13 protein-coding genes are annotated in these 16,293 nt (G+C 61.4%); 11 read left to right on the top strand and 2 right to left on the bottom strand.

The features are described 5' to 3' along the window. A complete protein-coding gene (locus tag CO657_RS26670) occupies nucleotides 1-1,188 on the bottom strand; it encodes a hypothetical protein (RefSeq protein ID WP_054183941.1) in 1,188 nt (395 codons plus the stop codon). 453 nt (nucleotides 1,189-1,641) lie between these two features. Here CO657_RS26670 and CO657_RS26665 point away from each other — a divergent pair, with 453 nt between their 5' ends. The 5 genes from CO657_RS26665 to CO657_RS26645 all read left to right on the top strand — a co-directional run bounded on the left by CO657_RS26665 (nucleotide 1,642) and on the right by CO657_RS26645 (nucleotide 7,082). Next, nucleotides 1,642-2,517 carry a DMT family transporter gene (locus CO657_RS26665; protein ID WP_054183942.1) on the top strand — a complete coding sequence of 292 codons (876 nt, stop codon included), beginning with the start codon at nucleotides 1,642-1,644 and terminating at the stop codon, nucleotides 2,515-2,517. Between the two features lie 134 nt (nucleotides 2,518-2,651). Next, nucleotides 2,652-3,566 carry an ABC transporter permease gene (locus tag CO657_RS26660; protein ID WP_054183943.1) on the top strand — a complete coding sequence of 305 codons (915 nt, stop codon included), beginning with the start codon at nucleotides 2,652-2,654 and terminating at the stop codon, nucleotides 3,564-3,566. Nucleotides 3,567-3,569: 3 nt separating this feature from the next. Further along, complete coding sequence (locus CO657_RS26655; RefSeq protein ID WP_197283899.1) at nucleotides 3,570-4,511, top strand: ABC transporter permease; 942 nt, start codon at nucleotides 3,570-3,572, stop codon at nucleotides 4,509-4,511. Beyond that, nucleotides 4,504-6,138: an ABC transporter ATP-binding protein gene (locus tag CO657_RS26650; protein ID WP_054183944.1), complete on the top strand. Its 1,635-nt coding sequence runs from the start codon at nucleotides 4,504-4,506 to the stop codon at nucleotides 6,136-6,138. Before CO657_RS26655 ends, CO657_RS26650 begins: the two co-directional genes overlap by 8 nt. Further along, nucleotides 6,135-7,082, top strand: coding sequence for a 2-hydroxyacid dehydrogenase (locus CO657_RS26645; protein ID WP_054183945.1), 948 nt, complete (start codon nucleotides 6,135-6,137; stop codon nucleotides 7,080-7,082). The genes CO657_RS26650 and CO657_RS26645 overlap by 4 nt, the downstream gene beginning before the upstream one ends. A gap of 29 nt (nucleotides 7,083-7,111) precedes the next feature. Here the strand turns inward: CO657_RS26645 and CO657_RS26640 are convergent, their stop codons facing one another. Continuing rightward, nucleotides 7,112-7,831: a GntR family transcriptional regulator gene (locus tag CO657_RS26640; protein WP_003591308.1), complete on the bottom strand. Its 720-nt coding sequence runs from the start codon at nucleotides 7,829-7,831 to the stop codon at nucleotides 7,112-7,114. 143 nt (nucleotides 7,832-7,974) lie between these two features. Between CO657_RS26640 and araD the strand changes: the two genes are divergently transcribed. The 6 genes from araD to CO657_RS26610 all read left to right on the top strand — a co-directional run bounded on the left by araD (nucleotide 7,975) and on the right by CO657_RS26610 (nucleotide 16,258). Further along, nucleotides 7,975-9,711, top strand: a complete 1,737-nt coding sequence (gene araD, locus CO657_RS26635) for an L-arabinonate dehydratase (protein WP_054183946.1) — start codon at nucleotides 7,975-7,977, stop codon at nucleotides 9,709-9,711. Between the two features lie 9 nt (nucleotides 9,712-9,720). Then, entirely contained in the window at nucleotides 9,721-10,911 is a 1,191-nt protein-coding gene (locus CO657_RS26630) for an L-talarate/galactarate dehydratase (RefSeq protein WP_054183947.1), read from the top strand. Between the two features lie 22 nt (nucleotides 10,912-10,933). Then, complete coding sequence (locus tag CO657_RS26625) at nucleotides 10,934-11,644, top strand: ribonuclease activity regulator RraA (protein WP_054183948.1); 711 nt, start codon at nucleotides 10,934-10,936, stop codon at nucleotides 11,642-11,644. A gap of 117 nt (nucleotides 11,645-11,761) precedes the next feature. After that, nucleotides 11,762-13,279 (top strand): aldehyde dehydrogenase (NADP(+)), encoded by a 1,518-nt coding sequence (locus tag CO657_RS26620; protein WP_054183949.1) that lies wholly within the window; start codon nucleotides 11,762-11,764, stop codon nucleotides 13,277-13,279. A gap of 325 nt (nucleotides 13,280-13,604) precedes the next feature. Continuing rightward, complete coding sequence (locus CO657_RS26615; protein WP_054183950.1) at nucleotides 13,605-15,125, top strand: ABC transporter substrate-binding protein; 1,521 nt, start codon at nucleotides 13,605-13,607, stop codon at nucleotides 15,123-15,125. A 71-nt stretch (nucleotides 15,126-15,196) separates the two neighbouring features. After that, nucleotides 15,197-16,258, top strand: coding sequence for an Ldh family oxidoreductase (locus tag CO657_RS26610; protein ID WP_197283900.1), 1,062 nt, complete (start codon nucleotides 15,197-15,199; stop codon nucleotides 16,256-16,258). Nucleotides 16,259-16,293: the final 35 nt, after the last annotated feature.

Raw genomic sequence — 16,293 nt, 5'->3', positions numbered from 1 at the left:
TTAGTCGTTCGCCGTGACCTTGACGCCAAGGACCGACGGAATGGTATTCGGCGCACCCATGGCCGCGCCGATGATCATCGGAAATGGAACGGGCTTTTCCGGTGCTGCGCTGACCGTCAGGTTCTTCGGCCCGTCGAGATAGGTGTTGACGGCAGCCGATACCTGGTTCTGCAGCTCCGGCAGGTTGAGCTGCGCCATCATGATCGGCACAAGACCTTTCAGCGATTGCGTTAGCTGGTCGCCTGTGACGCCCTGCTGGGCGCCGGCATAGTCGAGTGCCTTCTTGGTGATCGAGGCATCGTCGAAACGGATCGAGGCGCTGTTGAACGTCAGCTGCTGCATCAGTCCCAACATCGCAAGGCCGACGGCCTGGTTGGCCTCTTCCTTGTTCGGATTGGCCTCGGCGGTCTTCACCGCCTCCTGCAGCGACTTGACGAAGGCCAGCGTGTAGCCGGAGAAGTCGACGGCGATATTCAGCCGGCCGATATTCTTGAAGTCGAAAGCGTATTCGTCGACAGCGATCTTGCCGCTATCGACTTCCCAGCTGCCCTTCATCGTCACCGTGCCGTCGATCGTGGCCAGCCCGAGTTTGTCGATCGCGTCCTTCGCGCTCGCATCCTCGACCTGCGACAGGTCGGCTTTAAGGCCGGCGACATTGGCGTCATAAGTAAAGCCGCCATCCTGGCGCTCGAGGTTCGACTCGATGCCCTCGATGGCAAACACGTCCTTGCCCTTGACGTTGAGAGCGATCGGCCCGGTGCTGACCGTTTCATAAAGGAGGATGTCGTTCAGCGTCTCGCCCGTGGCATTGGCCGGAATCGTCAGGCCCGCGATCGCGATGTCCTTTGCGGTGAAACGGCCTTCTTCCTGGCTCATGTCGATATCCGGTAAAGAGACGGTTTTGGCGTGATAGCCGCCGCCTTCGGTTTCTTCGACGCCCTCGAAGGTCAGCTCGCCGATCTTCAAAGTATCGCCGGGCAGGCTCGCAGATCCCACCTGGACGCCCGTCGCGGTTACCGTATCGCCATCGACATCAGCCTTTTCGAAGGTGATGACAGTGCCGCCGGCACTGGTAGCTGCATTGAGCTTTTTCATCATATCAGCGCCGTCAAGCGCGAAGGAAGGGCCGGCGAGCGCCAGGAAGGCAGTGCTTGCCATCATCAGGCGAAGATTGCGCATATGCTTCATGAAAATATCCTTATGGAGTAATTAGACGTGGGGTTGTGAAATTCCCGGACCTCTCCGTCCGGCTCTGAAGGCCCGAGAGCTGGGAGGGATGTCGCGGTTACATCTGGCCGCTAATTCGGTGGTGAGGAGGTCAGGCACCGCCGGAACTGTCGGGCAGAGGAGATATAGCCGGCCTTCCCTAGAGGATGGACGGCGTGATTTTCTCCAGCATGGGTCGTTTTGCGGCTCATTCTCAGACGTAGAATGTGTTCCCTCGATTCTTGCAACCCTGAAATTCCGTTGCCACGTGAAGCCACTCAGCTCGCATTTTTTAAAACTAATATATTTGTATTTTAGTGTAGACGGCCGCTGGCGGATCGCGATAAGACCGTGGCTGCAGATGCTGGTCAGCGCGCTTGCGGTATCGAACGACCGATATGGCATGGGCTGCACTCGTCGATCAGGAGAAATGGAATGCAGCCCGGTCGCACAGGCCTTGCCGTCTGCATGATGGTGGCGGCCGCCTTTTTGAACAGTCTCGACGCAATCATCGTGCGTTCGCTGGCCGGCGATGTGCATCCATTGATGATCGGTTTTTTCCGGTCGTTTTTCGGGCTCCTCGCCGTCTCGCCGTGGATCGTGTCTCGCATTGGTCTGAGAGCCTCTCCCTACCGGGTCCTGCATGTCGTGCGTGCGGGTCTGAAGCTTGCCTCGCTGGTTGCTTTGTTCATCGCCTTTGCGCATGCGCCACTGGCCGATGCCACAGCGATCAATTTCACCATGCCGATGTTTCTCGTTCTCGGTGCATGGCTCGTGCTCAAGGAGCGTGTCGGCGTTTCCAGCGTCGCCGGCATCGTGGCAGGCTTTATCGGCGTCATGATCATCATTCGCCCTGGAGCGTCCGGTTTCGACCAATGGCTGCTTTTTGCGCTGGCGGGAGCGGTCTTGACGGCGGCCAGCCAGTTGATGCTGCGGCGAATGGCGTTGAGGGACAGCGCGGACCGGCTGGTTGCATGGAACCTGATCACGACGGTGCCGCTTGGCCTGATCGTCATGCTGCCGGTTTGGTCGATGCCGAGCTGGAGCCAACTCGGGCTGCTCGCCATGCAAGGGGCCCTCGGGGCATTTAACATGACGCTGATCACCCGCGCCTTCGGCATGGCGGCTGCAAGCGTTCTGGCGCCACTCGACTTTCTCCGGCTGCCGGTGGTGGCGCTGATGGCCTTTTTGTTTTTCTCGGAAATTCCTGCGCCTCAGACGTGGATCGGCGCGGCAGTCATCATTGGCGCAACCATCATCGGCACGGGCGGTATGGCGTGGAGACGGAAGCCGCCGGTCGATAAGAGCTGACGATTTGAGAAAGGGGGTTCACAAAAATTCTAGATGCACTAATATTTCAGTTCACGCTTGTCGACGGGAACATGACGGCGGACACGCGAGGACCAGGCGAACGGTCCCTATGGGTTTCACTCGGGAGGAGTGGCATGAAGAGTTTCATCGGCAAACGCGCGATCGCCAGCGGCGTATCGCTCGTGGTGCTTATCGTCATCGTGTTCTTCCTGTCCCGGCTCACCGGCGATCCGACCGATCTCTACCTGCCGATTGATGCGACCACGGAAATGCGCCAGCAATTCCGCGAAATGAACGGGTTCAACGACCCGTTGATCATCCAGTTCGGCCGTTATGTTGCGGATCTCGCGCAGGGCAGCTTCGGTCAGTCGCTGCGGCAGGCTCGTCCTGCCATGGATGTCGTGCTGGAGGCCTTCGTCTGGACCTTCTGGCTGGCTGTCATCACCATGACGCTGGTGACGGTTGCTGCGATCGTCATTGGCTCGCTCGCGGCGTTTCGCGTCGGCGGTGTCTTCGATCGTCTTGCCACCTTCTTCTCGCTGATCGGTGCTGCGGCCCCGGATTTCTGGCTTGCCATCGTGGCGATCGTCATTTTCGCCGTCAAACTTCATGTCCTGCCGACATCCGGAACGGGAACCTTCTGGCACTGGGTCCTGCCGGTCAGCGTGCTGTTCATCCGGCCCTTCGGCCTGATCCTGCAGGTGGTGCGCGGCTCGATGATCAGCGTTCTGTCTTCCGCATACGTCAAGACGGCGCGCGCCAAGGGCGTCCGTTCCAACTCGATCATCTTCGTTCACGGATTGCGCAACGCCATGCTGCCGGTGATCACCGTCATCGGCGACCAGGCAGCCGCCATCTTGAACGGTGCCGTCGTCGTCGAGACGGTGTTTGGTTTTCCGGGAATCGGCAAGCTGATGATCGATTCCATCCTGCTTCGCGATTTCGCCGTCGTGTTGGCCGTCATCATGGTCTCGGCATTGGCGATCTTCATCATGAACCTGTTGATCGACATTGCCTATGCGCTGCTCGATCCGCGCATCCGGTATTGAGCGATGGCGATGACCGACACACAAATCCTCATCGAGAAAAAACCGAGCGGCCCGATCGGGCGCTGGCTGACCATGCTGTGGGCGGACAAGCTGGCTTTCTTTGCCGCTCTATTCCTGCTGATCGTTCTTCTCTGTGCGCTGTTCGGCCCGTTTCTGCTGGAGGGCATCGCCACCAAGCAGAACCTGCGGGGCCGAAACGCGCCGCCCTTCGATATCACCCGCGGATGGCTTTACATCCTTGGCGCCGATGCGCTGGGCAGGCCGCTTTTGGCCCGCGTCGTCGTGGCGGCGCAAAACACCATGCTGGTTGCCGCGGCGGCGGTGCTTGCATCCTCAGTCGTCGGCACGGCGCTCGGTCTGGTGGCCGGTTACAGCCGCTCTTCCGCCGCACAATGGATCATGCGCCTCGGCGACGTCATCATGTCCTTTCCGTCGCTGCTTCTGGCGGTGATCGTGCTCTATATGCTCGAACCCTCGGTCACCAATATCGTCCTCGTCCTGGCGATTACCCGGATACCCATCTATCTGCGCACCGCCCGCGCCGAGGTGCTTGAGGTGCGCGAGCGGATGTTCGTGCAGGCGGCCAAGGTCATGGGGGCATCGGACCGGCGCATCGTCTTCCAACACATCCTGCCGGTGATCTTTCCGACGCTGGTGACCATCGCCACGCTTGATTTCGCTTTCGTCATGCTTGCGGAATCCTCACTGTCGTTTCTGGGGATTGGCATTCAGGCGCCTGAGATCACCTGGGGTCTCATGGTTGCTCAAGGGCGGCCCTATCTTACCAATGCCTGGTGGCTGTCCTTCTGGCCCGGCCTTGCAATCATCCTGACGACGCTGTCGCTCAATCTTCTGTCGAACTGGCTGCGCATCGCGCTCGATCCGACGCAACGCTGGCGGCTTGAAATGAAAGGCCGGGAAATGAGAGGCAAGAAAAATGGTTGAACATCTTCTGGACGTTCGTAACCTCTCGGTCGAGTTCCACACGCTCGGCGGCACCGTCAAGGCGGTGCAGGACGTGAACTGGCATCTCGATCGCGGCGAGACGCTGGCAATCCTAGGCGAAAGCGGTTCTGGCAAGTCGGTATCCGCCTCGGCGATCATGAACCTGATCGACATGCCGCCCGGCAAGATCACCAGCGGCACCATTCTCCTGAATGGGCGCGACATGCTGACAATGACGCCTGAGGAGCGGCGTTCGATCAACGGCGCCAGGATCGCCATGATCTTTCAGGACCCGCTGGCCCATCTCAATCCGGTCTACACGGTCGGCTGGCAAATCACCGAGATGATGACCACGCACGGTCAGTCCGCGGAGCAGGCCCGGGCCCGGGCGCTCGAACTCATGGAGCGGGTGGGCATCACCGATCCGCAGGCGGCAATGCGAAAATATCCGTTTCAGTTCTCCGGCGGGCAGCGGCAGCGCCTGATGATCGCCATGGCGATCGCCTGCAAGCCCGACATCCTGATTGCCGATGAACCCACCACGGCGCTAGACGTTACGGTGCAGGCACAGGTGCTCGAACTTCTGCAGGAATTGCAGCAGGAAACCGGAATGGGTCTGCTGCTGATCACGCATGATCTCGGCGTCGTCGCCGAGATCGCCGACCGCGTCGTAGTAATGAATTCAGGCTGCGTCGTCGAAACCGGCAATGCGGCCGAAGTTTATCGCAACCCGCAAAACGCCTATACGAAAAAGCTGATTGCCGCCGCACCCGGAAAGGGCGCGATGGCGCAAGAGCGTGACCGGCAAGGCGAGCCCCTGTTGCGCGCCATCGGCTTGAAGAAGAGTTTCGGCGCATTCCAGGCCCTGAAAGGCGTGGACGTCGTCATCATGCCAGGCGAGACCGTCGCGGTTGTCGGCGAGAGCGGTTCCGGCAAGTCGACCCTTGCCCGGGCGATCGTTCGTCTCGACGATCCGCAGGAGGGCAAGGTGCTCTACCGCGGCAGCGATCTGCTGGCGATGACCCCGAGGGAAATATTCGGGCTGCGTCGCGATTTGCAGATGGTCTTTCAGGACCCGACGCAGTCGCTCAACCCGCGGATGACCGTATTCCGATTGATCTCCGAGGCCTGGGTCATTCACCCGGATATCCTGCCGAAAGCGAGATGGAAGGAGAGGGTGGCCGAATTGCTGGTCAAGGTCGGCCTGAAACCGGAGATGGCGGATCGATATCCGCATCAATTTTCCGGCGGCCAGCGCCAGCGCATCGCCATTGCCCGCGCGCTGGCGATGGAGCCGAAACTGATCATCTGCGACGAGGCGGTTTCGGCGCTCGACGTGTCGATCCAGGCGCAGGTAATTGCCTTGCTCGACGGCCTGCGCCGCGAATTCAACCTGTCCTACCTTTTCATCGCGCACGATCTGCCGGTGGTTCGCGATTTCGCCGATCGCGTCATCGTCATGAAGGCCGGCGAGATTGTCGAGGAAGGGCCGGTGGACCAGATCTTCAACGCGCCCTCCCACCCCTACACCCAGGCGCTGCTTGCCGCCGGCCTCGATCCCGATCCGGAAATCCAGGCCACAAGGCGGGCCACACGCCGCATACAGGAAGGACTTGTTCCCGCATGAAGCCCGATGTCATCGTCGCCTATCCGCTCCGGTCCCGTCAGATGGCAGTGCTGGAGGAAACCTATACGCTGCACCGGCTGGATCTTGCAGAAGGCGAAGAGCGGGATGCTCTGCTTGAGAAAGCCGGCCCGATCTGCACGGCTCTGGTCTGCAACGGCCATGTGACGATCGATGAGACGCTGCTTGCGAAATTGCCGGCACTGAAGTTGGCCGCCTGTTCCTCGGCGGGCTACGATCAGATGGATGTCGAGGCGATGACGCGGCGCGGCATCAAACTCACCAACACATCCGAAGTGCTGTGCGACGACGTTGCCGACACGGCGCTGCTCCTGATGCTGGCGGCGCGACGGCGCCTGCCGGAAGGGGACCGTTATGTTCGTTCCGGCGACTGGGGGCGCAAGGGCATGATGCCGCTGACGACGTCGACGTCGGGAAAGCGGGCCGGGATCGTTGGTCTCGGTCGCATCGGTATGGCGATTGCCAGGCGATGCGAAGCTGTCGGGCTGACGGTCGGCTATTCCGGGCGGACGAAAAAAGCCGGCAACGATTTTGCCTATTTCGACGAGCTGGTAAAACTGGCGGACTGGGCCGATATCCTGATTGTCGCGACACCGGGCGGGCCGTCAACCGAAGGGTTGATTTCGGCTGAGGTGCTGAACGCGCTCGGCCCGACCGGCAGCTTCATCAACATTGCCCGCGGCACCGTGGTCGATGAGCCGGCTTTGATCCGAGCCTTGCAGGAAAAGCGGATCGCCTCGGCCGGCATCGATGTCTACTTGAACGAACCCAATCCCGATCCGCGCTTTGCAACACTCGATAATGTTGTGCTCTATCCGCATCACGCCAGCGGCACCGAGGAAACGCGCGACAGGATGGCGCAATTGACGGTCGACAACCTTGCGGCCTTCTTCGCAGGCAAGCCGCTGCTGACGCCGGTCAATTGAGCCCGGCGGAAAGCAGGAGCGCGGCGGGGTCAGACGAAGTAGTCCGGGAACTCCTTCCTGAGGTCTTCGACTTTTGCGACTGTGCGGCTGAGATGCTCGCGGATCGCATCGACGGCACCCTGTTCGTCGCGGGCGGCAATCGCGTCGATGATGGCGTGATGACCCTCGAGAATGCTCGTGATCTTGCCCTTTTCGGGCAGATGCAGACGGCGAATGCGTTCGAGATGGCCGGACCGCTCGCGAACCAGTTGATGCAGGCTGCTGCGCTTGGCGCCTGCGAACAATGTCTGGTGAAAGAGTTCGTCGAGCTCCTGGAAGATAGCAACCTGGTCGATGTCGTCGGCGACGGCCGACTGCATTTTGATGATCGAGCGGGCGCGCGTGATGACGCTCGGATCCGGATCAGGATCGGTCGCGAGGCGGCGGCAGACTTCCGATTCCAGCGCGACGCGGAGGAAATGCGCCTCGTAAATTTGCAGAACGTCGATCCTGGTCACGACAGTGCGGGACTGCGGGTAAATCCGCACCAGGCCTTCCTGTTTGAGAAGCTGCAGCGCGTCGCGAATGGGCGTCTGGCTGACTTCATAGGTCTCGGTAAGCTCGGTGCGCGACAGCGTGGTGTCCGGTGGCAGCTGAATGGTGATGATGCGCTTTCTGAGATCATCATAGACGCGCTGGACCGTGCTGCCGGCCGCGGCTGGAAAACCGGGGGCAGTCAGGCCGAATGTGGAAGCGAACTGAGAATTCATATGAGGCAATCCTTTCACTCCATTCATAGCTTTGCGCGACCTAATGCACAAGAATGCAAAGTTGCCGTTGATATATATGGAAAACTAAAATATCAGTTGGTAGAGCAAGCGCAGATGAGTGCGCAAAAAGATGGGAGAAAGCCGTGACCGCGAGGAAAACTTACGAGCAATTGCGGTCGGCCCGATGGATGCTGCCGGATGATCAGCGCTCGTTCGGTCACCGGTCGCGGACCATGCAGATGGGCTATGCGCCGGAGGATTGGCAAGGGAAGCCGATCATTGCCGTCATCAACACCTGGTCGGACGCGCAGCCGTGTCACATGCATTTTCGCGAACGTGCGGAATGGGTGAAGCGCGGAATTCTTCAGTCGGGCGGGTTTCCCATGGAACTGCCGGCACTTTCCCTCTCCGAAAACTTCGTCAAGCCGACCACCATGCTCTATCGCAACATGCTGGCGATGGAGACGGAAGAGCTGTTGCGCAGCCATCCTGTCGACGGCGCCGTTCTGATGGGCGGCTGCGACAAGACGACACCCGGCCTTATCATGGGCGCGGTCAGCATGGGCATTCCCTTTGTTTATCTGCCGGCCGGGCCGATGCTTCGCGGCAATTATGCCGGCAAGACGCTGGGCTCCGGGACCGACGGTTTCAAATATTGGGATGAGCGGCGTGCCGGCACGATTACCAAGGAGGAATGGCAGGGCATCGAAGGTGGCATTGCCCGCAGCTTCGGCCATTGCATGACCATGGGCACGGCGTCGACCATGACGGCAATCGCCGAGGCGATGGGACTGACGCTGCCGGGCGCTTCGTCGATTCCGGCAGCCGACGCCAACCACCAGCGCATGTCGGCGGCCTGCGGCCGCCGCATCGTCGATATGGTGTGGGAGGATCTGACGCCCGACCAGATCATAACGCCGGCGGCCGTCGACAATGCCGTCACCGTCGCCATGGCGACCGGCTGCTCGACCAATGCGATCATTCACCTGATCGCCATGGCACGGCGCGCCGGCGTGCCACTGGAGCTCGATGACCTTGATCGCATCGGTCGCACGACGCCGGTTCTTGCCAACATCCGGCCTTCCGGATCGACCTACCTGATGGAGGATTTCTTCTATGCCGGTGGCCTGCGGGCACTGATGAAGCAGCTCGGCGACAAGCTCGATCCAACCGCGATCACCGTCACGGGCAAACCGCTGGTGGACGGCCTCGACCAGGTGAAGATCTACAATGACGACGTCATCCGGCCACTGTCGAACCCGGTCTATCACGAAGGTTCGCTGGCGGTGCTCAAGGGAAATCTGTGTCCCGACGGCGCGGTCATCAAGCCGGCGGCCTGCGACCCGAAATTCCACCGCCATTGCGGCCCGGCTCTGGTCGCCGACAGCTATGCGGAGATGAAGAAGATCATCGACGATCCCGATTATCCCCTGACGCCGGACACGGTACTGGTGCTGCGCAATGCCGGCCCCCAGGGCGGGCCCGGCATGCCGGAATGGGGCATGATCCCGATGCCGAAGGCGCTGTTGAAACTCGGCCTGCGCGACATGGTGCGCATCTCCGATGCCCGCATGTCCGGAACCAGTTTCGGCGCCTGTGTGCTGCACGCCGCGCCGGAATCCTACATCGGCGGGCCGCTGGCATTGCTGAAAACGGGCGATATGGTCGAGCTCGATATTCCGGCGCGCAGCCTCAATATGCTGGTTTCGGAAGAGGAGATCGCAGCCCGCCGCGTTGCCTGGGTGGTGCCGACGCGACACTACGAGCGCGGTTACGGCTTTATGTTCTCCAAGCATATCGAGCAGGCCGACAAAGGCTGCGACTTCGACTTCCTGACGACGGAGTTCGGTGGCAAGACTCCGGAACCGGCTATCAACTGAGGCACCACGATGTTTGATCTCAATCGACGCACGATCCCCGCACAGCCGCCCAAGGCTGGCTTTGCGGCCGGTCCGGCCAAGCTGGACGCCATCCGATCGGTCACCCTGTCGCTCGCCTATCTGCCGTTGGCGCGGCCGATTAGCGACGCCAAGGTTTTGACCGGGCGGCAGAAGCCGCTGACGGAGGTGGCATTTCTGTTTTGCGAGATCGTCTCCGACGCTGGCCATAGCGGTCTCGGCTTCAGTTACTCGAAGCGGGCGGGCGGACCAGCGCTTTATGCACATGCCTGCGAGATTGCCGACAATCTGATCGGCGAAGATCCCAACGATACAGCGCGGATATGGGACAAGCTCTGCTGGGCCGGCGCCTCGGTCGGCCGTTCCGGCATTGCGACACAGGCCATTGCCGCCATCGACATCTGCCTCTGGGACATGAAGGCGAAACGCGCCGGCCTGCCGCTGGCCAAACTGCTTGGCGCCCATCGCGACAGCGTCGCCTGCTACAACACGTCAGGCGGCTTCCTGTCGTCGAGCGTCGAGGAAATCCGCGATGCCATCGATCACTCGATCGCCTCCGGCATCGGGGGCATCAAGATCAAGGTCGGGCAGCCGGATCCCATGATCGATCTTCGCCGGCTCGATGCGGTGACCAGCCATATCGACGGCCGCGTGCCGCTGATGGTCGATGCCAACCAGCAATGGGACCGCACGACGGCGTTGCGCTTCGGCCGGCTGGTCGAGCCGCTCAATCTCGAATGGATCGAAGAGCCGCTCGATGCCTATGACGCCGAAGGTCATGCCGCACTGGCGCGTGAACTCGCCACACCGATCGCCACCGGCGAGATGCTGGCAAGCGCTGACGAACATATGGCCCTGATCCGCGCCGACGCGGTCGACTTCATCCAGCCGGATGCGCCGCGGGTCGGCGGCATCACGCCCTTTCTGCGCATCTGCACGCAAGCCGAGGCGAAACGCATGCGACTGGCGCCGCATTTCGCCATGGAAATCCATCTGCACCTGGCGGCTGCCTATGCGCACGAGCCGTGGGTAGAGCATTTCGATTGGCTGGCGCCGCTGTTCAACGAACAGCTCGAAATCAGCGATGGCCGGATGATCGTGCCCGCCCGTCCGGGGCTTGGTTGCAGCCTGACGGGCAAAGCCCGTGACTGGACCGTGGAAACGCGCAGCTTTGGCGGCTGAATTCGAACGAGGAGATGGAAATATGAACCCCGCAACCCGTGAAAAGCTGATGGGTGTATCGGTCGCGACGCTCTGCTCGGCGCTGTTCAAGCGCGGCCTGAGAAACCAGACGGTCCAGGATGTTCGGCCGGTGCAGCCGAAGGGCCGCAATATGGTGGGGCCGGCCTTCACCCTGCGTTACATGCCGGCGCGCGAGGACCGCAACGCGATGAACGTGTTTCGCAACCCGAAACATCCGCAACGGCTTGCCATCGAGACCTGCCCGGACGGCCATGTTCTGGTGATGGACAGCCGCAAGGATCCGCGCGCCGCCTCCGCCGGCGACATTTTGATTACCCGGCTGATGATGCGCGGCGGGGCCGGCGTCGTCACCGACGGCGGCTTCCGCGACGCCATGACCATCGGCGGCCTTGATATCCCCGCCTATCACCATCGTCCCTCCAGCCCGACCAACCTCACGCTGCACGAGGCGATCGACATCAACGTACCGATCGGCTGCGGCGACGTGGCGGTCTTCCCTGGTGATATCATGGTTGGCGACGACGACAGCGTGATCGTCATCCCGGCGGAGATCGCCGACGAGATCGCCGACGAAGCGGTCGAAATGACCGCATACGAGGACTTCGTCACGGAGCGTGTCAAGCAGGGACACACGATTATTGGTCTCTATCCGGCCACCGATGAAAGCAATCTCACGCTCTTTGCCGCATGGCGGAAGGTGAACGGCCGCTAGAACAGGATTGATATTAAGCCCGAAAACCGTGCACATTTTTCGGCATCATGTTCTACGCAGCGCATCTTGCGCAATCACCGCACAAGGACGGAGCGAGGCTCCGCCAAGGAGATAACAATGAGCTGGACCCCTTCAGGCAGGCATCTGATCGCCGGCGAGTGGATTGCCGGAACGACGACCTTTCGCTCCGAGCCGGCACACGGCCCGGCCCATGATTTCGCCGTCGGCACCACGGAACTGGTCGACCGCGCCTGCCGCGCCGCCGAAGCCGCATTCACGGCGTTTTCCGCAAAGACATGCGAGCAGCGCGCCATTTTCCTCGAGACGATCGCCGAGGAAATCGACAGACGCGGCGATGCCGTCACCCTGATCGGAACCGAGGAAACCGGGCTCCCGGAAGGCCGGCTCAATGGCGAGCGCGCTCGCACCACCGGTCAGCTCAAGCTGTTTGCCGAGCATATCCGCAAGGGCGCGCATCTTGACGCTCGCATCGATGCGGCGCAACCCGATCGGCAACCGGCGCCGCGGCCTGAGATCCGTCTGGTGCAGCGGCCGATCGGCCCGGTCGCCGTCTTCGGCGCCTCGAATTTTCCGCTGGCATTTTCGACGGCCGGTGGTGATACGGCCGCTGCGCTCGCCGCCGGCTGCCCAGTCGTGGTGAAGGGACATTCAGCCCATCCCGGCACCGGCGAGATCATTGCCGAGGCGATCGCCGCTGCTGTCGAGCGCACCCAAATGCCGGCCGGCGTCTTCAGCCTGATCCAGGGCGGGCGCCGCGATGTCGGCACGGCTCTGGTCACGCATCCCGCCATCAAGGCGGTCGGCTTTACCGGATCGCTTGCCGGCGGTCGTGCGCTCTTCGACCTTTGCGCCCAGCGCCCCGAACCGATCCCGTTTTTCGGGGAACTCGGCAGCGTCAATCCGATGTTCCTGCTGCCGGCGGCGACCGCTGCCCGGGCGGAGGCGATAGGCTCAGGCTGGGCCGGCTCACTGACGCTTGGGGCGGGCCAGTTCTGCACCAAGCCCGGTATCGCCGTCGTGGTCGATGGGCCGGAGGCGGACAGGTTTACCGGCGCTGCCAAGTCGGCTCTCGAAAAGGTGGCGCCACAGACGATGTTGACCCAAGGCATCGCCGCCGCCTATCACGACGGTGTCGAGCGCATGCGGGCGAGCAATGCCGTCGCGCCGGTTCTTTCCGTTGAGAGCGCTGGCCGGGACGCCGCCCCGAACCTGTTCGAGACCAATGGCTCGGCCTGGCTTGCCGATCATTCGCTCAGCGAAGAGGTCTTCGGCTCTCTCGGTCTCGTCGTGCGGGTTGGCTCGCCGGAAGAGATGCTCACCCTTGCCGAAAGCTTCCAGGGACAGCTGACTGCGACGATCCATATGGATGACGCAGATCTTGGCCTTGCCCGCGACCTGCTGCCGATCCTGGAAAGGAGGGCGGGTAGATTGCTGGTCAATGGCTTCCCAACCGGCGTCGAGGTTGTCGATTCCATGGTGCATGGCGGACCTTATCCCGCATCGACCAATTTCGGTGCGACCAGCGTCGGGACCATGTCAATCCGCAGGTTTCTGCGCCCCGTCGCTTACCAGAATTTCCCCGCCGGCCTGTTGCCCCCGGATCTGCGCAACTGAGACCGAGAAGTATCAGATTGATCGCGGTGACGAAACTTCGCGATCAATCGCCGGCTTTGAGGCGGGCGCAATGGGTGCGCCGCTGAGCGGGTCTTACCCATGAAGAGATGCGCTGACTGACGCGCTTCGCCACGGCTAAAAAACGAGAATTCAGGCGGGTGACAGCTCGTGGTTCGGGCGCCGCGCTTGATCGCACTTCTCAACTAGTATATTAGTGCGCTTATGTATTAGCGTCGCTCTCGCAGGAAGGAGGCGAGGGCGGGACCAGCGAAACAAGACGAGGTTTGCTGTAAATAGCGCCGCCGGCGCATGGGAGGAGAACGAAATGAAACTGCATTTGGTAGCTGCCTGCTTTTCAACCGCGGTGATCGGGCTGAGTATCGGCTCGGCCCACGCTGAGGATGCCAAGAGCAACGTCACTGTTGTGCTTGCCGAAACCGTCGATGTCGTGGAGCCCTGCATGGCAGCGCGCCAGGACGTCGGCCGGGTCATTTCCGAAAACGTCAACGAGATGCTGGTGGAATTCGATTACGTCAATGGCGGCCTCAAACCCCGCCTGGCGACGGAATGGTCGAAGATCGACGACGACACCTGGGAGTTCAAGCTGCGCCCGAATGTCAAATGGCACGATGGCAAGCCGTTCACCGCCAAAGACGTCCAGTTCACGATCGAGCGCAACAAGAACAAGAAGCTCAGCTGCGAGACTGGCGGCAAATATTTCGGCGGCACGGAATTCAGCTTCGAGACGCCTGATGCCAATACCATCCGCATTACGACAAAACCGGCGCAGCCGATTCTTCCGTTGCTGATGACGGTGATGGCCGTCGAATCGGCCGAAGCGACACCTGCAGACGAGTTTACCCGCAAGCCGATCGGCACCGGCCCCTATACATTCGACAAATGGGAGATTGGCCAGTCGATCGTGCTGAAGCGCAATCCGGACTATTGGGGGGAGAAGCCGCAGGTGGAGCAGGCGACCTATCTGTTCCGCTCGGATAGCGCGGTCGCAGCCGCCATGGTCGATGCCGGCGAAGCCGATATCGTTCCGGCCGTGTCGGTGCAGGATGCCACCAACAAGGAAACCGATTTCGCCTATCCGAATTCGGAGACGACATCGCTGCGCATCGATACCCGCGCAGCACCGCTCAATGATCGGCGCATACGCGAAGCGATGAACCTCGCCATCGATCGTCAGGCCATGCTCGGAACGCTGTTTCCCGGACAGGCAAAGATCGCCACGCAACTCGTCGTACCCACCACGATCGGCTATAATGCCGATATCCCCGCCTGGCCCTATGATCCCGAAAAAGCAAAGGAACTGGTCAAAGCGGCAAAAGCCGACGGCGTGCCGGTCGATCAGCAGATCCGCATTATCGGCCGCAACGGGCAATATCCCAACGCCACCGAGGCGATGGAAGCGATGATGGCCATGCTTCAGGACGTCGGCTTGAACGTCAAGCTCGACATGTACGATGTTTCCGTGTGGAACGGCTATTTCGTTGCACCCTTCGTCGCCGATTCCGGTCCGACATTGACCCAGTCGCAGCACGACAATGCCACCGGCGATCCCGTCTTCACAGCATTCGTGAAATACGCCACCGACGGCTCCCATTCCATGGTTCGGGATCCCGCGGTCGACGCCCTTATCGCCAAGGCGACCTCAGCCACCGGCGACGAGCGCACGAAACTCTGGAAGGAGCTTTTCGCCAAGGTGAACACCGAGATCATCGCCGATATTCCGATGTTCCATATGGTCGGTTTCACCCGCGTTTCGCCGCGTCTCGACTTCAAGCCGACGATCGCGACGAATTCCGAGCTGCAGCTGTCGCAGATCCGCTTCAAGTAAGCTGGTTTGCGTACCTAAACGCGGGCCACGCTCTTTCGGATGGCCCGCGTCTTCCATGACATGACGGATGGATGCCTATGCCGCTGATTGACCGCATTGCCCTCACTCAATTCGCCGAGCAGATATTGACCGGCGCCGGGATGGAGCCGGACAAGGCCGAAACCACGGCCGCCGTCCTGGTGGAGGGCGACATGATCGGCCATGAAACGCATGGCGTCAGTCTGCTGAACTGGTATGTCGAAGCGTTGGAGGACGGTTCGCTGGCGAAATCCGGCAGCTATGAGGTGGTCAATGACCGCGGCGCGGCCTTTGTCTGGGACGGCAAATCCTTGCCCGGCGCGTGGCTTTTGACCAAGGCGATCGACCAGGCCTGCGAACGCGTGCGCGATCATGGCGTCGTCACCGCGGCAATCCGAAACTGCCATCATACCTGCGCTCTTTCGGCCTTCATGCGGCAGGTTACCGAGCAGGGCCTGATCGTGCAGCTATCGGTGTCGCATCCTGCGGCAAGCCGTGTCGCGCCCTATGGCGGCACCAAGCCGCTCCTGACGCCGAACCCGATGGCGGCCGGTTTCCCGACATCGGAGGATCCGATCCTGATCGATGTTTCGGCTTCGATCACAACCACGACGATGACGCAAAATCTGGCGAAGGCCGGCAAGAAATTCCCCGAGGCCTGGGCTTTCACCGCCGCTGGCGAGCCGACCGATGACCCGCGTGAGGTGACAGAACGCGGCGGAACGATGATGCCCCTTGGCGGCCAATTGAAGGGACACAAGGGTTTTGGGCTCGGACTGATCGTCGAGTTGCTGGGGCAGGGGCTTTCCGGCAAGGGCCGGGCGAACGCACCGCTTGGCGTGTTTTCGCAAAGCGCCTTTCTTCAGGTCATCGATCCCGCCTTTTTCGCAGGGCTGGACGCCTTTACCGCGCAGTCCGATTTTCTCGCCTCTGCTTGCCGCAGCAACCCCTCCGCGCCGTGGAACGACGGCCCGGTCCGCATGCCGGGTGACAGCGCGGCGCGAAGGCGCCGCGCTGCGTTGGACGAAGGCGTGCCGGTCGGCGATGCGGCTTGGGAGAAGCTTTGCCGACATGCCGAGATCCTGGGCTTGCCTATTCCTGCAGTCGCCGCTTGAAGGCCTTCAAGGTCGGGCTCGAATGCCAAGCCCAT

Origin of the sequence: Rhizobium acidisoli (assembly GCF_002531755.2) — a bacterium.
Lineage (GTDB): Bacteria > Pseudomonadota > Alphaproteobacteria > Rhizobiales > Rhizobiaceae > Rhizobium > Rhizobium acidisoli.
Note: the sequence above shows the minus strand (reverse complement) of the source record. Positions and strands in the feature narration are given on the sequence as shown.

Coding starts and splice junctions, on each gene's coding strand:
- CO657_RS26645 (WP_054183945.1), top strand. CDS start 6,135: ATGAAGCCCGATGTCATCGTCGCCTATCCGCTCCGGTCCCGTCAGATG.
- CO657_RS26650 (WP_054183944.1), top strand. CDS start 4,504: ATGGTTGAACATCTTCTGGACGTTCGTAACCTCTCGGTCGAGTTCCAC.
- CO657_RS26655 (WP_197283899.1), top strand. CDS start 3,570: ATGGCGATGACCGACACACAAATCCTCATCGAGAAAAAACCGAGCGGC.
- CO657_RS26630 (WP_054183947.1), top strand. CDS start 9,721: ATGTTTGATCTCAATCGACGCACGATCCCCGCACAGCCGCCCAAGGCT.
- CO657_RS26670 (WP_054183941.1), bottom strand. CDS start 1,188: ATGAAGCATATGCGCAATCTTCGCCTGATGATGGCAAGCACTGCCTTC.
- CO657_RS26660 (WP_054183943.1), top strand. CDS start 2,652: ATGAAGAGTTTCATCGGCAAACGCGCGATCGCCAGCGGCGTATCGCTC.
- CO657_RS26615 (WP_054183950.1), top strand. CDS start 13,605: ATGAAACTGCATTTGGTAGCTGCCTGCTTTTCAACCGCGGTGATCGGG.
- CO657_RS26665 (WP_054183942.1), top strand. CDS start 1,642: ATGCAGCCCGGTCGCACAGGCCTTGCCGTCTGCATGATGGTGGCGGCC.
- CO657_RS26610 (WP_197283900.1), top strand. CDS start 15,197: ATGCCTATGCCGCTGATTGACCGCATTGCCCTCACTCAATTCGCCGAG.
- CO657_RS26625 (WP_054183948.1), top strand. CDS start 10,934: ATGAACCCCGCAACCCGTGAAAAGCTGATGGGTGTATCGGTCGCGACG.
- CO657_RS26640 (WP_003591308.1), bottom strand. CDS start 7,831: ATGAATTCTCAGTTCGCTTCCACATTCGGCCTGACTGCCCCCGGTTTT.
- CO657_RS26620 (WP_054183949.1), top strand. CDS start 11,762: ATGAGCTGGACCCCTTCAGGCAGGCATCTGATCGCCGGCGAGTGGATT.